Here is a 17,244-nt window from a genome sequence, read left to right as displayed (position 1 = left end):
GGACCATATTGGTGAACCCAACGCATAATCGTTGTATGAGCAATGGATAAGCCCCGTTCCTCCATCATTTCGACTAAATCACGAAAACTGAGGTTGTACAGTAGGTACCATCTTACTGTTAATAAGATAACATCAGGCTGATAATGTTTCCACTTGAATACATGTTCCTTTGCCATACCGATCACACCTTTTCTAGAGTAATAGGATCAGTATGTCCAGGTGTTAGAGATTACTTACACGTATATTAAAGTTTTTGCACCAGAACCTACCAAACTATATTTTGTTTTATTCTGGGAATTGGTTAATTAGTTGATGCACTACTGTGTTCTGTAATTATCTGTTTTAGATACATATATTGTTGATGCCGATCTATAAATTTTTCATGTAGTGGTACATTATTTATATGATTCTGTTGAAAATAGTTTTCTAAAAATATAATGAACTTTTTTTTCATTCGCTTTTCCCTAGTATGATGAAATAAATCAGAAAGTATCGTACCTCTATTTTCAATAAAAGAAACCTTTTCGAATATATGCAAAAAATGACTTAATTCTTTTACATTACAGAAGGTATCAATCTTTTTCAAATCGATAGAATTTTCGTTATGGGGGGATTTTGATTCCTTAGGTTGATGGGCATGGGGTAGAGTCAGGAAAATGCGGATTTACAACGCTAAGGAAATGTCACTTATTAAAAAAGCCGATTTCCATCTCAAGGAATCGACTTTTTTAGTTCATTAAGTAAGAGGTTTGAAAAAATAGCCTGTATATATTTGAACGATGAATAACTTACCTATCTTCTTGTGTTTGTTTGCACCATATACAGAAAATTCAGAAAAACGTAACATGTTATTTATCTGTTTGTTTTTGCTTCTTTTTCAAATACTCCGCACGCAATTTTTCAAGTTGCTGCTTTTTATCAAATTTGGCAGGCGTCTGTTTTTCATGAAACTTTGTCACAGCTACCTGACTTTTGTAATCCAATTGATATTTTCCCACTTTGTTCACCTACTTTTCTTGTCTTTAAAGAGAATCTATTCAACAAATATAATATACCTTATTTTACTGAAGTAAACCTTATTACTTTATTAGTTTTTCTACTTATATCTATCTTAATCCAAATATTACCTACTTAAACTAACGGGACAGGTTAGTTTAAATAGGTAACTTCATAATCTCAATAGAGTAAACCCTATTGGGATATTCTTTTAACTGTCACTTTAGAAGTTATTTTGCACCTATTTTAAGCGCTATTTTGCACTATATGTAAATATAAAAAAGCCCTTTAACGGAACAACTGTGATATCACTCAACAGTTCTTTAATCCAAATCATTGTTACTATTGAAATCATAATTTTCTAATCTCCGACAAAGAAAATATTTTGGAATAAACAGACAAAAAACTCTGGTTCTTGGATTGGGCAGTTTTCTTCAATTTCTAAATATGTCTTAAACAATTCAGTTGTTTTCATTTTCCATCTTGCTACTTCTTTCCCTTGATAGTAAACCTTCACCCAATCCATGATCTCCTTCTTAACTATGTATTCATTCAAGTTATTTATTATACGAAATTCAGGGGCAACTTTTTGCCATGAAATATAACTTACTTCATATTCTTCACTCGTAAGACAGTTAATAACTTTATACGTAGGCTTTCCTAACCATTTGGTATTCTTTATGCACTGATAAACTATATTTCTATCGTTGGAATAAACGTCGATTTGAACGTTCCAATCAATACTCCATACATAGGTTGTCATTCTTGTTAATATATTTTTGTAATTTCTTTTAAACCTACATACAACATTTCCATGTTGGTCGATTACATCAACCAATTTAGTGGAATCTTTGATTTTAGGAGGTGAATAGGTGTACTTTTGCATTTGAATATCCCTCATTAATTTTTTTCTAGTATTTTCATATAATTATACGGAAATTTTGTGGGATTTTTCAATAAAAATCCAATTTTGTTTAATGTCGCCACTTCACAATCTGGCCCGATTGCTGAACAAAGTTTAAAATGTACACATTTAGTATTTGTTACAAAACTCGTATGTTTATGAACAAGGGGTAAAGCTCAATAATATCAGCGTTTTCTAGCTATAATCATGTTCATAAAGTGTGTAAACAAATCAATGTTCAATTATACTTATGTTTTTATTTTTCTGAACATACACTCACCTTTAAAGAATGCTGTAATGATAAGGTTTTGTAGCCCTTAGCGTACAATTTTCCCAAAATGATATAGTGACCCCTTATATAAAAATCCCTACAAATGTTGTAGGGATTTATGTCTGAGTAAGTTTGTTACATTCTATTAAATATTAAAAAAAGCTTGTTTTATCCAACTGCATTCATGAGTACAATTCTCCAACCATCCGGATCTTCTATCGTCGTTCCCTTCTCTATCCAATACGGATTTTCCGGTTCAACTTCATGATAGCCCATTTTATCTAACCGATTCGTTATTTTTTCAATTTCATCTTTATTAGGCATATAAAAAACTAGTAAATTATCTTTTGTCGGCGCAGGACATGGACTTCCATTAACATGCCTTGTAAACTCTAAATAATACTCTTCATCAGGTAATCCAAACATGACCCCATCGTATCCTTCATGATTTTGAAATTCTCCTATACGGTTTAAACCCAATCCTGTTTCATAAAAACCTATAACTTCTTCAAATTTATCTGTTGGTCTTGCAAATCTAAACTGAACCCAATTCTTCATGCAATTCCCCCCTTTTAAATTTTAAAAGCCTTACAATAGCTATTATATGTTAGAGATATCCGGATTAAAATCCATCATTCAGGGGAGAGCTATTTAAGACGAAAGACGTATAAATTAATAAACAGTAGGACTTTGGTATGAATTTTATTGAAATTTGATTATATGAATATGGACTTAAAGATATAGATTAGCTCCCTACAATTTTCTTTTTTTGATGGGGTACCGCCAGCATTTTGGATAAGGGCATGCAAAATTTTATACAGTTTTTCGGCTAATCCAGTAATAAACGAGAACCCTAAAACCACGCCAGGATAGGAATGTATAAAAAAACGCATAGATTCATAGAACAAAAAAAGGAGGATCCCTTGTGAGAGTAGGGATCCTCCTTGTCCTTGCTACCGATAATGAGACGTTATGTTAACCTTACATGTATACAATATACAACTAAAATCAAACAACATATCGCCTCTTTTAAATGGTAAAATAGGGAAAAGAAAACTCTAAATAATACCTTTAGAAGCCACTATTTACTACATAGGAGTTGCCGAAAAAAGGGATGAAAGAGAAAAGAAAAAAGTAAGGGGGGGCATAAGTGAAGTATATTAATGGATTGTACATATCACTTATATTGATGATGTTTATTAATTTACTTAATACTACAATATTTGATAATAAATATTCAGGGATAACAATGTACATCTCTTCCGTTATATTCATAATTGGGAGCACATTTTTCATAAATGCAAAACGGCTTAAAATTAGTGAGAAAAAATAAACCATTTAGGAGGTGACAATCATTAATGAAACAACAAGAACACGTTATCTTTCGTGAGGTTCAGCGATCCCCAATTTGGGTATGGATACTCATATTAGGGATCGCCATACTGATGTGGTATGGATTCATTCAACAAATTATTCTTGATACCCCGTTTGGAGATAAACCAGCTCCCAATGGTGTATTAATTGTTTTGTGGTTGTTTTTCGGGATTGCCTTTCCTGTATTAATGCTTGGAGTATTGAAACTGATCATTGAGGTCCGTGAAAAAGGTCTTTATGTTCGTCTTGTTCCTTTTCATTTTCAATATAAGCAGTACCTTTTCAAAAATATACATCACTATGAATGCATCACTTACAGTCCACTAAAACGATTTGGGGGATGGGGAATTCGTTTTAACCTTAAGGGTGAAAAAGCCTATAACATGAATGGAAAGAAAGGTATCGAGTTAAAGTTGAAATATAACACAGTGGTAATCGGCACTCAAAAACCAGACGAATTAAAAAAAGCATTGGACTCAGTACAAAAAGTATAATGAAAATTAATCCTCAACAAATGGGCGCAATTCAAGAATTTGTACTAGGTATACCTACTTTAAAAACAACTTAAATTTACTTCCGATATCGGGAATTATGTAAAAGAAAAGTACCTTCAGAAGATCTGAAGGTACTTTTCTAGGTTTCTAGATACATTGAATACCGATAAGTGGTGTTATGTTAACTTTACATGAATACGATATATAATATAAAAATAACGATTAACTGAGGTGAGAGTATCGAAAATACATATGAAATTCCCAAATTAGAAACAAAGCGTCTTTTATTAAAAAAACTAGATTTTCATGATTTAGATGATTTATTTGAAGTCTATTCGGATTCTCAAACAACTACATATGTACCTCGAGAGGTACACAAAAATAAAGATGAAACTCGTATTTTTTTAGAAAACACGATGGAAGCAGCTAAGAAAGGTAATTCCTTCATATGGTCTATTATTTTTAAGGGTGATCAAAAAGCTATTGGAACCTGTGGCATCTGGAAATTACCACACAGTAGCGCTTCTTTAGGAGCTGTTATTAACCCACTGTATTGGGGAAAAGGAGTTATCGTCGAAGTTTTAGAAGAACTAATAAAGTTTGGCTTTCAAGAATTAGATTTAAATCGTATTGAAGGAAGATGTGATGTAAGAAATATAGCGTCTGAACGAGTTATGCAAAAGCTAAAAATGACATATGAAGGAACATTGAGACAAAGTGTAATGATCAATGGTATGTATTGCGATTCTAAGGTATATTCTCTTTTAAAACATGAATATGATAACTTTTGATAACAGAACTTATGTAAAAAGATAGCATGGATCTAGCTTTTTCTTTTTTGTTCGTAGATGTTTTAAACTCTTTATTTTCCATGTTTTGAATGTATACTTTTCTTTTAAATTTTGAGGATATCAGGATATTTGTTGTGAAGTCAATAATATAGGAGAAATGAAAGTAAACTAATATGCAAAAGTTTACTTTCAAATTGATTATAAAAATGAGCATATGATAATGGGGAATCTAAAGATGGAATGAAATAAAAATGGTATTTTCTTTTACACACAAAAAGTCTAGCAATTGCTAGACTTTTTGTGTGTTCGTATATTTAGAAGTGTATGGGTTTTGATATATATGTCAAGTCTATTTTTAAGATTATTTAAAATATTATAATAATTAATTGATTAAAATTTCCATATATGTAATAATGATGGTGGTACAAATAGTGGTAAATGTTGGAGGTGTACATATGAGCATTTTAAAACCTTGTGTTAGTGAGTATCAAACTCGTGTAAATTCAGAACACGGAGAGACTTCACCAACAAAATAAGTAGCTTATAAAAATAAATGACTGACGTTTCTTCGTCAGTCGTTTATTTTTATATATTGATTTTAATTTATATAATATAGTTACATTCAGTTAGGAGATATTTATATGCAATTAAAAACAGCAGAAAATATACTTTATTTTTGGAAAGATGGTCATTTTATAATAGATGATTATATAAGACATGAGCAATATAGTTTGGAACCTTCAATCTTTCCTGTTTTAAATATATTTAAAGAGTGGATAAGTTTAAGTGAGGCAATAAATAGGTTATTAAATGATAATAGAATAGTATATACACAAGAGCAACTAGAAGAAATAATAGAAACTTTATTAAAATCTCATATATTACTTAAAAAAGGATCCTCAGAGGAACAGGAAGAGCTTTTGTTATCTGGTTGGAAAGATTGGGGTACTTCAGCAAAATATTTTCACTTTAATACACGATTACTTCATAAGGATGAGTATTTAAATGTTAATCAAGATTATGAACGATTATTAGTAAAAAAAGAAAATGCTTTAGCACCTTCTTTGTATAAGAAATATATGGATTCTGAAGAAATACCTTTACCATTACCGAATTTTAATTTAAGTGGTAACTTTCTAGATACACTTTTAAAAAGACAAACTGTTCGCTCTTTTTCGGATGATCCCGTAACAGTACAAGAGTTATCTACAATACTTTATCTTGTTTGGGGAGCACATTCTTGTAAAAGAGATACTGGAATAGGGAAAAACTTGTTTAAAACTAGTCCTTCTGGTGGTGCAAGGCATCCTATTGAAGTATATCCTTATATTCTTAATGTAAAAGGAATAAAGAAAGGTTTATATCATTACAATGTTGAAAATCATTCCTTGGATATAGTAAGACAAGAAGATATTTCAAGTACAGTTATTGATATGGCAGCTGGACAAGATTATGTAAAAGGAGCATCTGTTTTATTTTTTTATACAGCTTGTTTAGAACGGCCTATGTGGAAGTATAAAAGTCCACGAGTATATCGTATTGTGATGATGGATGTAGGACATCTGAGTCAAACTTTTTATTTAGTAGCTTCTTGGTTACAATTAGGGGCTTTTTTTACAGCACATGCAAATGATGAACTTGTGGAAGAGATATTAGAACTTGATAAAGAGTCTGAGATTGTCTGCGGAATTTCTGGTCTTGGAAATATTAGTCGAGAAGCTGTGAATAAAGGAAGAGACTTTCGATTTAAGGGGGAGATTTAGAGTGTGAATGATTATAAAATTTTATTTAGGAATAAAAATTTAAGCATTGTATTATTTAGTCAGCTGGTATTTCAATTAGGTATATGGTTTGGTACTATCGGTAATTTAAGGTTTCTACAACTTCATTTGACATCGTCTTTTTTTCAAGCTTTTTTTCTTGTAATTGGTGGTGTTATAGGAGTATTAATTGGACCTTATGCCGGACGCTACATTGATTCGACATCTAAAACAAAAGTACTACAATTAGTTGGTATTATGAGGGTTATTTCGGTTATATGTATGCTCTTGGCTATCTATACAGATTCTCTTTGGTGGATGCTGATATATAGTATTGGTATTGGCTGTTCAGCTTCTTTTTTTAATCCAACGATTCAGTCGATTATACCAAAGATTATCCATACAGACCAACTTATAATGGTTAATGCTATTAATGTAAATATTGTAACTTTATCTCGAATATTTGGTGCGGTTTTAGCTGGTATGTTATTAACTATTGCTCCATTATATACATTGTTTTTAATAGCTTTAATAGCTTATGTTCTTTTATATATATTAAATCAATTATTAGTTGTAAAAGAAGACGATTTTCATAGAGGACCAGCAAAATCAACTTTTCATTTTAGAGAAATTATTCCGTTATTTCATAAAAATTACTTACTAAAAATGGTTCTTATCTTATCAATTATCCCTTTAATTTTCATTTCTGGTTTTAATTTATTTGTAATAGAAATTACTCATCAAAGTAATTCCTCTATTATGGGTATTCTTTATTTTGTAGAAGGGACTAGTATTTTAATAGCTGGTTTTTTTGTTAAGAAACTTGTAAGACATAGCTTACAACCAGTAAAAATTCTTTTGTTGATTTGTTTTTTCATTGGGATTTCTCAATGGTTACTGTCATTTTCGACTATTAGTTTATCTATTTTTGCATTTGGTTTATTTGGATTAGCTTATGGAATTTTCAATCCCCTTTTATATACTTTCTCTCAACAAACGATACCTTCTGAGCTCCATGGAAGATTTTTTTCGTTGAAAACTATGTTAGATCGAACAGTATTGCAATTATTTTTAGTGCTTATTGGCTTTTTATTAGATTACATTGGATATCAATTGTTAGTAATGGTATTAGGAACGCTAACAATGGCTATAGTAATATGTTCATTTATACTGTATCGATTTCAAATAAAGAAGCTAATAGTATCAAAGCAAGGAATAAATGAAAAAATATAAAGTATAACTAAGGGTACCATCTTATTTTCAACAACTTGGATAAACTAGTAATGAGGTTGTATTCCCAATTATATATTTTTAGCTAAAAAAGGAATTCGATTTTCGGGTTCTTTTTTTATATTAATTAGTAGGGGTAGCGCCACATCGCTATCAAGCTAACAAAATAAAATACCCCATGCCCATCAAGCTAAGGTTATATAAGTTTAATTTCAGGTGAGATTTTTTCTTTTTTCTAAAGATCCAGTGTAAGTTCTTTAAAGATTTGCATACCAAATAAACCCTATGGGGTTTTATTTTTTTGAATTACGCTACGTGATTATGGAGCATAGAAAAGTTATATACGACGCCTAAGATATCAAAGACTGTTTTCTTCTCATACCTATGGGATTTTCGTCCGTTTTTCTGTAAGAGATTGAACAGACGAAGCAATATCTTTGTTAATTCTTGGGTGTCTTTTTGTAAAGCTTGATAAATAAGTGAAAAATAATCTTTTATGATATAGATTGCTTTATATTCACTTAATTCTCGTTTCTTCTTTGTGAGTAGTAATTGGCGCATTTGAAACATGGTGGAGGAACAAAGAAGGATACTTATTAATTGTCCGTACAAGTGACACTCTAGCCGTTCTAGTTTTACAGAATTACAATGATGAATACGAAAAAATGATTTCCAGGTTTTAAAGATAAGTTCAATTTTCCATCGTAAAGAGTAAAAATCGTATACTTGTTCTTTTGGAAGATATTCCAAAGGAATATTTGTAATATAAAAGTTAATTGCACTAAGCCGCTTACTGCGTTCTTTATAGGTAATTTGCTTCTTATGTTCTTTCGATGCTAAATCCTTTTGTCTACGTTTCATTTGCGTTTCAGTTAATTTATACAGAATGAGTCTTGCAGGAAGCTTTTGATACATTCCAATATAAATCTCAGGAATTTCATATGTTTCACCTGACTGTAATTGGTCAATAAATTGCTCCATATCTAATTGGATGTACTCAGAATGCTTTTTTATTGTTCCATTTTGAAAGTATTCAGGTTCTTTATTCTTCTGATATATACGTGTATTGAGTTTTAATCTTGAAATAAAATAAGCATTACACTCTTCTATAGTATGTAAGTCTTTTAAGTCGAAGTATCCTAAATCACGTATACATACATCGTTGGGTTGAAGGGACGTTAAACAAGTAGAACCATACGTTTTATCATTGTGCTTTCCTGATCCTACATGAACATGTAGAAACTGACCACTTAGCAAATCATACTCTAGTTGAATTTTCACGCCAGCATTTTGACCACTACCACCTGAACCTTGATATATAGAAGTGAATTTATCCGGAATTTGGAAATGTGTAGAATCCAATACACGAATACGCCGAAAACAGTTTGTATACAAAGTTGGAATCTTACTAGAAGAACAAAATTGTTGGTGAAGTAAATGTGCTAGGAGTTGTTGTAAAGACTGAACAGCCTGAGAATTAAAACGTTGATTGAGTCCTTCAGGACTCATAGAAATTCCTGTGTTAGCTTCTAACCGACTACATAATTGTGTCAATGAAGTATGAGCTATGTTTTGACTTAACCAAATACATAAGGCCACTAAATCTTGTGCGCGGTATTTACTTTTTCGTTTAACAAATCCTACATTTCTAGCTAATTGCTCTAAAGCATCAGGTGACATATATCGTTGCAACTCTTTAGAAAACAATTCTAGTTCATCAAAAATGGATAAGTTCATATCAAAAACGCCATCCTTTCCTATGATTCTACAAAAAGAATAGCGTATTCTTTCATTTGATGGAAAGTTTGATTTGTTTTTTGACAGACTTTGCAAGGAGAGAAGTCTGTCAAAAAACAAATCAAGTTAATCAATCAACTCTTCGGTCTTACCGCATAGTAATAGATTCCGTTAGGAATACACTGCTATTTCGAATCTACATATTATTTGCACCAGAACCCATATTACCATTATGATCTTAATACTATTACTATTTGGGTCCGTCCTCGGCCCCAAACCCTTATTGTAGAAAGAAAACCACCGGCATTAGACCGGTGGTTCTGACTTAGAAAGCAAAGCAAGTACAACCAATACCCCATTTAGTTCCATCTTTTCCTATTACGGTATGAGTGTGTTGATGGAGAGGGTTACTGCAACTATGTAACTTGTGATCATGGGCATCGTGAGAAAGTATATTGTGGGCTAGGTTAGCGCCACCATAACCATAAACTCCCGTCGGTGCCCAATCAGGTGATGCTGGCGGCAATTCAGGTGATAAATTTTTAAATTCATCATTTCCATAAACAACCTGCCCACCCATAATGGTGAGTAATGATTCAAGGTCTTTGATTTCTTCTTCTGGCACAGTAAAGTAGTCAGAAGACAATACAGCAATATCAGCAAACTGACCTACTGCAAGGGTTCCCTTTTTACCTTCATCACCAGAGAACCACGCACTTCCTTTGGAATATAGTTCCAGAGCTACTTTTCTGTCAAGTTTATTCTTTTCATTGTATATCGAAAGACCACCAATGGTTTTTCCGGCAACCATCCAGTAAAGAGCAACCCAAGGGTTATAGCTGGAAACCCTGGTTGCATCACTACCGGCGCCAACAGGTATACCCAGGTCTAGCATACGATAAATCGGAGGAGTACGCTTTGCAGCTTCCTTTCCGTATAAATCAACAAAGTATTCACCTTGGAAAGCCATGCGGTCTTGGATGGCAATACCGCCATTTAAAGCCTTAACACGTTCCATACTACGATCCGAGATTGTTTCTGCATGGTCAAACCACCAGCGTAGACCATTAAAAGGAATTTCTCTGTTGACTTCCTCAAAAACATTTAAGAAACGTGTTATTGACTCGTCATAAGTTGCATGTAAACGGAATGGCCAACGGTTTTCCACCAATAGAGAAATTACTTTCTTTAAGTCAGCTTCCATCACCGTAGCTAGTTCGGGCCGCGGCATTTGAAATTTTTCAAAATCGGCTGCCGAGAATACTAACATTTCTCCGGCACCATTCATTTTATACTTATCATTTCCTTGACCCGGAGAAACAATTTTTGCCCATGAAGCAAAGTCTTCATATTCATGATTTGGATTTTGCGTAAATAGATTATACGCAATACGCAAAGTTAATTGATCCTTCTCGGCTAAATGTTCAACAACTTTGTAATCATCAGGATAATTTTGGAATCCACCACCTGCATCAATGGCACTTGTGATACCTAATCTATTTAATTCGCGCATAAAATGGCGAGTTGAGTTAATCTGGTCGTCAAAATTAAGTACTGGAGCCCTCCCCAAACTTGAATAAAGAATAGAAGCGTTAGGATTAGCAATTAAAAGACCCGTTGGATTACCTCGTTTATCCCGGTCAATTAAACAGCCCGGAGGGTCTGGGGTATCTTTTGTGTATCCCAGTGCACGCAGCCCTGTACGATTTACAAGTGCTCTATCGTAAAGATGTAGCACAAAGACAGGTGTGTCTTCAGAAACAGCATTAATCTCTTCCAAAGTTGGCATTCTTCGCTCTTTAAATTGAAATTCAGACCAACCTCCAACTACTCTTACCCACTGAGGAGCAGGTGTACGTCTTGCCTGCTCTCTAAGCATTTCCAGAGCAATAGCAAGTGATGGTACACCTTCCCAACGCAATTCCATATTATAATGTAGACCACCACGAATAACGTGTATATGAGAGTCATTCAAACCCGGAATAGCTCTCTTTCTTTTAAGATCTATTTTTTTGGTTTTTTCTGTGGCACTATCAAGAAGCTCATCTCCACCTACTGCCGTGACTAAACCATCAGTTATGGCGATAGCTGATACCTCAGGTTGAGATGGGTCAAGGGTAGTGATTTTTCCGTTATATAAGATCATATCCGGCAAATTCATGTTTACACCTCATCTACTTCCTATTATTCTGTAACCATGGATGAAATATTTTACCGAGAATCGGCATGATTACCCATGATAGCAAGGAAACTATACATATAGAAACAAAAAAAGCTGATATAATAGGATTCATATTTTTTATAATAGGTCCTATTACTTTAGGCACCAACATACTAAGAGGCCATACACCAAGAACAGTAACAATAGACATTTTCCATTTTGGCGGTGGAACTGGCGTTTTCGGAGTAACAAACCAATAAGCCAAACTGTTTTCAGTTTTGTAAGTTGGATTAGTTGCTTGAAATTGTTCTGCCTTTTTTAACAAATCTCGACGAATATCTGATTCTTGCCAAGAACGTAGATGCTCATACGTATCAAAGCGAAAAATAACAGTATACTCTCTGGATCCGTTATTGGGGACTATTAAATTTACGCCTAAATGCCCTGGGAATTTAGTAGCGGCAGCTTCGATTTCATGTCTCCATGTTTCAAACTGTTTTTCTCTACCTTCTTGAATTTCCCATGTAACAATCGTTGTTACTGGACCGCTAACATCCATTGTGTTCCCTGTATGAGTTTCTCCGACAGTCACTCTTTCTTGGTTCATAATTTCCTGCTTGGAAGCGCGCCATGCACCATAGTATATGCGTATTCTACGCCTTGACCATAAGCGCCAGTGTGTTCTTTTACAATTTCCATAACAGCATCATAAGTGTCTTTGCGTGCCCAGTCACGTTGGTATTCAAGTAAAACTTGGATTGCTGTCACTGGAATTGCACCAGCTTGTTCTACACGACGCATAGCAGCGTTATGTGCTGTCAAACTAGTACCACCTGAAGCATCATCAACTGCATAAACCTCATAGCCAGCTTTAATTGCTTCAAGCACAGGGAATGCAAGGCAAACTTCAGTCCAAAGTGCTGCAAATATTAATTTCTTTCTACCTGTTGCTTTAACTGCCTCAACAAATTTTGGATCTTCCCAAGAGTTCATTGAACTACGTTCTATAATTTCATGGTTTGGGAATATGTCAAGAATTTGTGGCCAAAAATAACCAGAAAAGCTGCGTGTTTCAACTGTAGTAAGAATAGTAGGTACGTTAAAAGTTTTTGCTGATTTAGCAAGCAGCATAACGTTATTAATCAATGTTTGTCTGTCAATACTTGCAACTCCAAAAGTCATTTGAGGCTGAAAATCAATCAAAATTAATGCACTGTTCTCCGGATTTAACAATTCTAAATTACTCATAATAAAACGCTCCTTTTTTTAATTGTTTCAAATTAAGTTTTTTGAAAGTAATGTATTTTCTGTTAATTGAAACTGTAATCGTAAAAATAAAAGCTTTGCTATACTTCTTAATTTAAAAGAGAGCGCTGATTTAATCAGCGCTAAATTTATACTATCCACTTTTTAAAAAGTGATTTAAAGCTATTTCTTTGGAATACATTTATGCATTTTGTTTACTAAGATCTCGCTGAGCTCCCATATAGCTTCCAATTATATTTTGATAGCCTGGAAGATTACTAGCAAGCAAATTGCCAAAACCTTCGACATCGTTGCGCCAATCGCGTTGTAATTCGCAAGCTACGCTAAACCAGTTCATAAGCTGCACGCCACTATGTGCCATACGAGTATTGGCAGCATCTGCAACTTGTTTACTAAAAGTTCCTGAAGCATCAGTAACAGCAAATATTTCATACCCAGCTTTTATAGCAGAAAGTGCCGGGAAAGCAACGCAAACATCTGTAACTACGCCCGCGATGATAAGTTGTTTTTTTCCAGTTTCTTCGATTGCTTTTACAAAATCATCATTATCCCATGCGTTAATTTGTCCAGGTCGAGCTATTTTTGGTGCGTGAGGAAAGAGATCAACCAATTCTTGCATTAAAGGTCCGTTAGGTCCATGTTCAAAGCTTGTTGTTAAAATAACTGGTAAATCAAAAAACTTAGCAGTTTGAGCGAGAGCTAAAACATTGTTCTTGAATTCATCAACACCATAGTCACGTACTAGTCCGGACATAAGACCAGTTTGATGATCCACTAAAAGAACAACAGCATCATCCTTGTTAATACGAGAATAGAGATCAGACATTATGTATTCCTCCTAAAAAATTAAGTAATCGAAGAAAGTTTAAAAAATGGAATAGTATCATAAATTTCTTCGTTTGTTACGATTAGTTTATAAATAAATTGATCGTTAATATAAATTAATCCATAAACTTAGGATTAGAACAAGGTTTTTATTCTCTATTGCTGTAAGATGACAAGACTCACCATGTAGAATGTGTCTAAATTCTAATAAAAAAGAGTTTGTGTCAAAACACAAACTCTTTTTTATTAGAAATAACGCAATTGAGATATCTATATATTAACAATTTGTTTCTTACAATTCCATACTTCTCATGTTGAGAAATAATAAATTAGTAATTTAATAAAACTTAAATGAATTATTGACGTAATATTTTGACTATAATACAATTAATCTCGAATTCGAGATAACTTACGAAAGATTAGTAACAATGAGAATTTATCTTTAAAGTTGTTTACATCCAATTTCCAACCGATTGAATTGAGAACAAGCTCTTTGTATGTATACAGCAGGAAATGCATGATTCTCTACAGAAAAAGAAATACAAGGTCAAATCAAAAAGAGAAAATATGCAGATTTATCCATACTTTCTGCTAATTACTTCCGAGTCTCGGATTAATAAATCAAGCGTATCGAATCTATATTTACAGTATTTGGTGGAAAGGTTGTCTATATTGGAGGGAGAAGAATGACAAAAATTACTGTAGGAACCGAAAATCAAGCACCAATTGAGATATATTATGAGGATCATGGTATAGGAAAACCAGTTGTACTAATTCATGGTTGGCCGTTAAGTGGTCGATCTTGGGAATACCAAGTTCCCGCTCTTGTTGAGGCTGGATACAGAGTTATAACATATGATCGTCGAGGCTTTGGAAAGTCATCTCAGCCGTGGGAAGGATATGAATATGATACCTTTACTTCTGATTTACATCAACTATTAGAACATTTAGATCTTCAAAATGTCACGCTTATAGGTTTTTCTATGGGCGGAGGTGAGGTAGCTCGATACATTAGTACGTATGGAACAGATCGTATTGAAAAGGCTGTTTTTGCTGGAGCAGTTCCTCCGTATCTATACAAATCAGAGGATCATCCTGATGGGGTATTTGATGATGCAGCAATTGAAGAATTCAAAAGTGGTGTGATAAATGACCGCCTTGCATTTCTTGATGAATTTACAAAGGGATTTTTCGCGGCTGGTAATCGAACAGATTTAGTTAGTGAGCCATTTCGTTTATATAATTGGGATATTGCAGCCAGTGCATCACCTAAAGGAACGCTTGATTGTATTACCGCCTTTAGTAAGACAGATTTTAGAAAAGACTTGGAGAAGTTTAATATACCTACTCTTATTATTCACGGTGACTCTGATGCAACTGTACCTTTTGAATTAAGTGGAAAACGTACATATGATTCCATTCCTGGTAGTAAACTCGCTTTAATACAGGGTGGTCCTCATGGATTAAACGCAACTCATGCAAAAGAATTTAATGAAGCATTATTAACATTTTTAAAAGACTAATCTTTAAGGAACTACCGGAGGCGGTTCAACAGCAATATCAAAAATAATAACACGAATTTATCGATTAGGGGTTTTCCAAAAAGAGTAGCGCTATCAAGTTAAGAAATACATTCTTCCTCAAAACGAAAAAAATGAACTGAACTTTTATGGAAAACTATGAAAGGATAAAATTTTTGTTTTGGGGATAATTCAAAACCTTAGGTTGATGGGCATGGGGCGGTACCCCATATAGAGGAAGAGTGAAGAAATACACGGATAAACATCCTGGCATGAACCATGCAATTGAATTACGAAAACATACCAATAAAACAGTAAAGGAAATATGCCAGATTACAAGAGTGAGTCAGGCCGCTCTATATCGTAGATTAAAAGAACTTGAATAAAGTTCTTTTTTATATTTGTAATTAAATCCCAGATTGGCCCCTCATACCCAGAATCGTTTCCGTACCCCTATAAAGAATTCTATGATACGAGTAGAATACGTACTAGGCTATGTAATGGTAGTTATTTTCTTTACTATGATGTTTGGCTTGAGAATCGTAAAGAGACTTGATCAGTAATTGGGGTACAGCCCATGCCCATCAAGTTAAGAAAATAGATTACCCCCAAAACGATAAAACTGAACTTCTTTGCTATAAAAGACAAAAAATTTTCGTTTTGGGTGCATTATAAAATTTCAACTTGATGGCGATGTGGCAATACCCCAAATAGATTGTAGTTCCTTTTTCTCAATTAGGGGTACAGCCGCATACCCATCAAGCTAACCAAGTAAATTACTAGATACGAAATGATCCTTGTTTCAAAACTAGCAAGCGATAAAAAAGTAGCATGCTAAAGAAGCCTATTAAAACGCGATTTTTTCGCTAGGCAGCTTGTCTATGATTCATTGTCGTTTTATACAAAATCCGGTTCTGGTGCAAAAACGCTAGGAAAATTGCAATGAATCTATAAACCTTGGACATACTGATACTACTAATCTAAAGAGGGTGTGTAATTGGTATGGAAAAGGAAAATGTATTCAAATGGAAGCATTATCAGCCGGATATTATTTTATTAACGGTAAGATGGTACCTACGGTACAACCTCAGTTTCCGTGATTTGGTGGAAATGATGGAGGAACGGGGTTTATCCATTTCTCACACAACGATTATGCGTTGGGTTCATCAATATGGTCCCGAATTAGATAAGTGCGTACGACGTCATCTTAAATCAACCAATGATTCTTGGCGAGTCGATGAGACGTATGTGAAAGTCAAAGGTCGATGGATGTACCTATATCGTGCTGTTGATTCGAAAGGAAATACAATCGATTTTTGTTTAAGCAAAACAAGAAATCAGAAGGCTGCAAAGCGCTTTTTCAAGAAAGCTTTGCGGTCTTTTCATGTTTCAAAGCCTCGTGTTATAACAGTCGATAAGAATCCAGCTTATCCTATAGCAATTGAACAGCTGAAAAAAGAAAAAAGCATACCTGATGGTATGCAACTTAGACAACAAAAGTACTTGAATAACATAGTAGAGCAAGATCATCGGTTTATTAAAAAGCGAGTTCGTTCGATGTTAGGATTGAAATCCTTCCGCACAGCTACATCCATTATTTCTGGAATAGAAGCTATGCATATGGTAAAAAAAGGGCAACTTGTTTTACTGGACATGATATTATCCCCTTAAGGTAGACAGTGTAAAAAGACCATGAATAAACATGGATGTTACACTTTTACTTGGAGGGGATTTTATTATGGTTAAAAAAGGGGATAAATTTCAAACTTATTCAGATGAATTAAAGATACAAGTTGTAAAAAGTTATTTAAATGGTGAAGGTAGCCAAACAGCTATAGCTAAGAAATATAAGCTGAAAAGTAGAACACAGTTAATGAATTGGGTCCGGAGATATCAAGAAACAGGCGATATTTCA

The 17,244-nt window shown here is 33.7% G+C and carries 17 protein-coding genes and 2 pseudogenes; 10 read left to right on the top strand and 9 right to left on the bottom strand.

The genetic code is table 11. The features are described from left to right. The 4 genes and pseudogenes from C564_RS32890 to C564_RS0128495 form a co-directional block, all read right to left on the bottom strand. Nucleotides 1-176, bottom strand: a pseudogene (locus tag C564_RS32890) (IS6 family transposase); the annotation flags it as partial. 672 nt (nucleotides 177-848) lie between these two features. After that, nucleotides 849-998 carry a hypothetical protein gene (locus C564_RS37085; protein WP_003203575.1) on the bottom strand — a complete coding sequence of 50 codons (150 nt, stop codon included), beginning with the start codon at nucleotides 996-998 and terminating at the stop codon, nucleotides 849-851. A gap of 359 nt (nucleotides 999-1,357) precedes the next feature. Further along, a complete protein-coding gene (locus tag C564_RS0128500; RefSeq protein ID WP_018767769.1) occupies nucleotides 1,358-1,882 on the bottom strand; it encodes a tubby C-terminal domain-like protein in 525 nt (174 codons plus the stop codon). Nucleotides 1,883-2,339: 457 nt separating this feature from the next. Continuing rightward, nucleotides 2,340-2,729, bottom strand: coding sequence for a VOC family protein (locus C564_RS0128495; RefSeq protein WP_018767768.1), 390 nt, complete (start codon nucleotides 2,727-2,729; stop codon nucleotides 2,340-2,342). A 592-nt stretch (nucleotides 2,730-3,321) separates the two neighbouring features. On the opposite strand from C564_RS0128495, the gene C564_RS0128490 reads away from it, so the two are divergent. The 5 genes from C564_RS0128490 to C564_RS0128465 all read left to right on the top strand — a co-directional run bounded on the left by C564_RS0128490 (nucleotide 3,322) and on the right by C564_RS0128465 (nucleotide 7,823). Then, a complete protein-coding gene (locus C564_RS0128490) occupies nucleotides 3,322-3,504 on the top strand; it encodes a hypothetical protein (protein ID WP_018767767.1) in 183 nt (60 codons plus the stop codon). 25 nt (nucleotides 3,505-3,529) lie between these two features. Then, nucleotides 3,530-4,039, top strand: coding sequence for a DUF6141 family protein (locus tag C564_RS0128485; protein WP_018767766.1), 510 nt, complete (start codon nucleotides 3,530-3,532; stop codon nucleotides 4,037-4,039). Between the two features lie 239 nt (nucleotides 4,040-4,278). Beyond that, on the top strand, nucleotides 4,279-4,830 hold the full coding sequence (locus tag C564_RS0128480) for a GNAT family N-acetyltransferase (RefSeq protein WP_026008739.1): 552 nt from the start codon (nucleotides 4,279-4,281) through the stop codon (nucleotides 4,828-4,830). 641 nt (nucleotides 4,831-5,471) lie between these two features. Then, nucleotides 5,472-6,593: a SagB/ThcOx family dehydrogenase gene (locus C564_RS0128470; RefSeq protein WP_018767763.1), complete on the top strand. Its 1,122-nt coding sequence runs from the start codon at nucleotides 5,472-5,474 to the stop codon at nucleotides 6,591-6,593. Between the two features lie 3 nt (nucleotides 6,594-6,596). Then, nucleotides 6,597-7,823 (top strand): MFS transporter, encoded by a 1,227-nt coding sequence (locus C564_RS0128465; protein WP_018767762.1) that lies wholly within the window; start codon nucleotides 6,597-6,599, stop codon nucleotides 7,821-7,823. Nucleotides 7,824-8,126: 303 nt separating this feature from the next. Here C564_RS0128465 and C564_RS0128460 read toward each other — a convergent pair whose 3' ends face one another. Further along, entirely contained in the window at nucleotides 8,127-9,557 is a 1,431-nt protein-coding gene (locus C564_RS0128460) for an IS4 family transposase (RefSeq protein WP_018767761.1), read from the bottom strand. Nucleotides 9,558-9,641: 84 nt separating this feature from the next. Between C564_RS0128460 and C564_RS38550 the strand changes: the two are divergent. Further along, a pseudogene (locus C564_RS38550) lies at nucleotides 9,642-9,716 on the top strand (IS6 family transposase); the annotation flags it as partial. 166 nt (nucleotides 9,717-9,882) lie between these two features. On the opposite strand, the gene C564_RS0128455 reads toward C564_RS38550, so the two are convergent. The 4 genes from C564_RS0128455 to ycaC all read right to left on the bottom strand — a co-directional run bounded on the left by C564_RS0128455 (nucleotide 9,883) and on the right by ycaC (nucleotide 13,810). Next, complete coding sequence (locus C564_RS0128455; RefSeq protein ID WP_018767760.1) at nucleotides 9,883-11,718, bottom strand: amidohydrolase; 1,836 nt, start codon at nucleotides 11,716-11,718, stop codon at nucleotides 9,883-9,885. 13 nt (nucleotides 11,719-11,731) lie between these two features. Further along, a complete protein-coding gene (locus tag C564_RS0128450) occupies nucleotides 11,732-12,325 on the bottom strand; it encodes an antibiotic biosynthesis monooxygenase (protein WP_018767759.1) in 594 nt (197 codons plus the stop codon). After that, a complete protein-coding gene (locus C564_RS0128445) occupies nucleotides 12,322-12,966 on the bottom strand; it encodes a hydrolase (protein ID WP_018767758.1) in 645 nt (214 codons plus the stop codon). The genes C564_RS0128450 and C564_RS0128445 overlap by 4 nt, the downstream gene beginning before the upstream one ends. 199 nt (nucleotides 12,967-13,165) lie before the next feature. Then, the gene (gene ycaC / locus C564_RS0128440; protein ID WP_018767757.1) at nucleotides 13,166-13,810 is read right to left on the bottom strand and encodes an isochorismate family cysteine hydrolase YcaC; all 645 of its coding nucleotides are present in this window, start codon (nucleotides 13,808-13,810) and stop codon (nucleotides 13,166-13,168) included. Nucleotides 13,811-14,495: 685 nt separating this feature from the next. Between ycaC and C564_RS0128435 the strand changes: the two genes are divergently transcribed. The 4 genes from C564_RS0128435 to C564_RS32880 all read left to right on the top strand — a co-directional run. Continuing rightward, the gene (locus C564_RS0128435; protein WP_018767756.1) at nucleotides 14,496-15,332 is read left to right on the top strand and encodes an alpha/beta fold hydrolase; all 837 of its coding nucleotides are present in this window, start codon (nucleotides 14,496-14,498) and stop codon (nucleotides 15,330-15,332) included. 239 nt (nucleotides 15,333-15,571) lie between these two features. After that, nucleotides 15,572-15,715, top strand: a complete 144-nt coding sequence (locus tag C564_RS35695; protein ID WP_081621542.1) for a resolvase — start codon at nucleotides 15,572-15,574, stop codon at nucleotides 15,713-15,715. 616 nt (nucleotides 15,716-16,331) lie between these two features. Then, nucleotides 16,332-17,000, top strand: coding sequence for an IS6 family transposase (locus C564_RS32885; RefSeq protein WP_018767755.1), 669 nt, complete (start codon nucleotides 16,332-16,334; stop codon nucleotides 16,998-17,000). Between the two features lie 31 nt (nucleotides 17,001-17,031). Continuing rightward, the coding region (locus C564_RS32880; RefSeq protein ID WP_331273776.1) for a transposase at nucleotides 17,032-17,244 on the top strand (213 nt) is incomplete at its 3' end.

Origin of the sequence: Bacillus sp. 105MF, assembly GCF_000374885.1 — a bacterium.
GTDB classification, from domain to species: Bacteria; Bacillota; Bacilli; order Bacillales; family Bacillaceae_G; genus Bacillus_A; species Bacillus_A pseudomycoides.
Note: the sequence above shows the minus strand (reverse complement) of the source record. Positions and strands in the feature narration are given on the sequence as shown.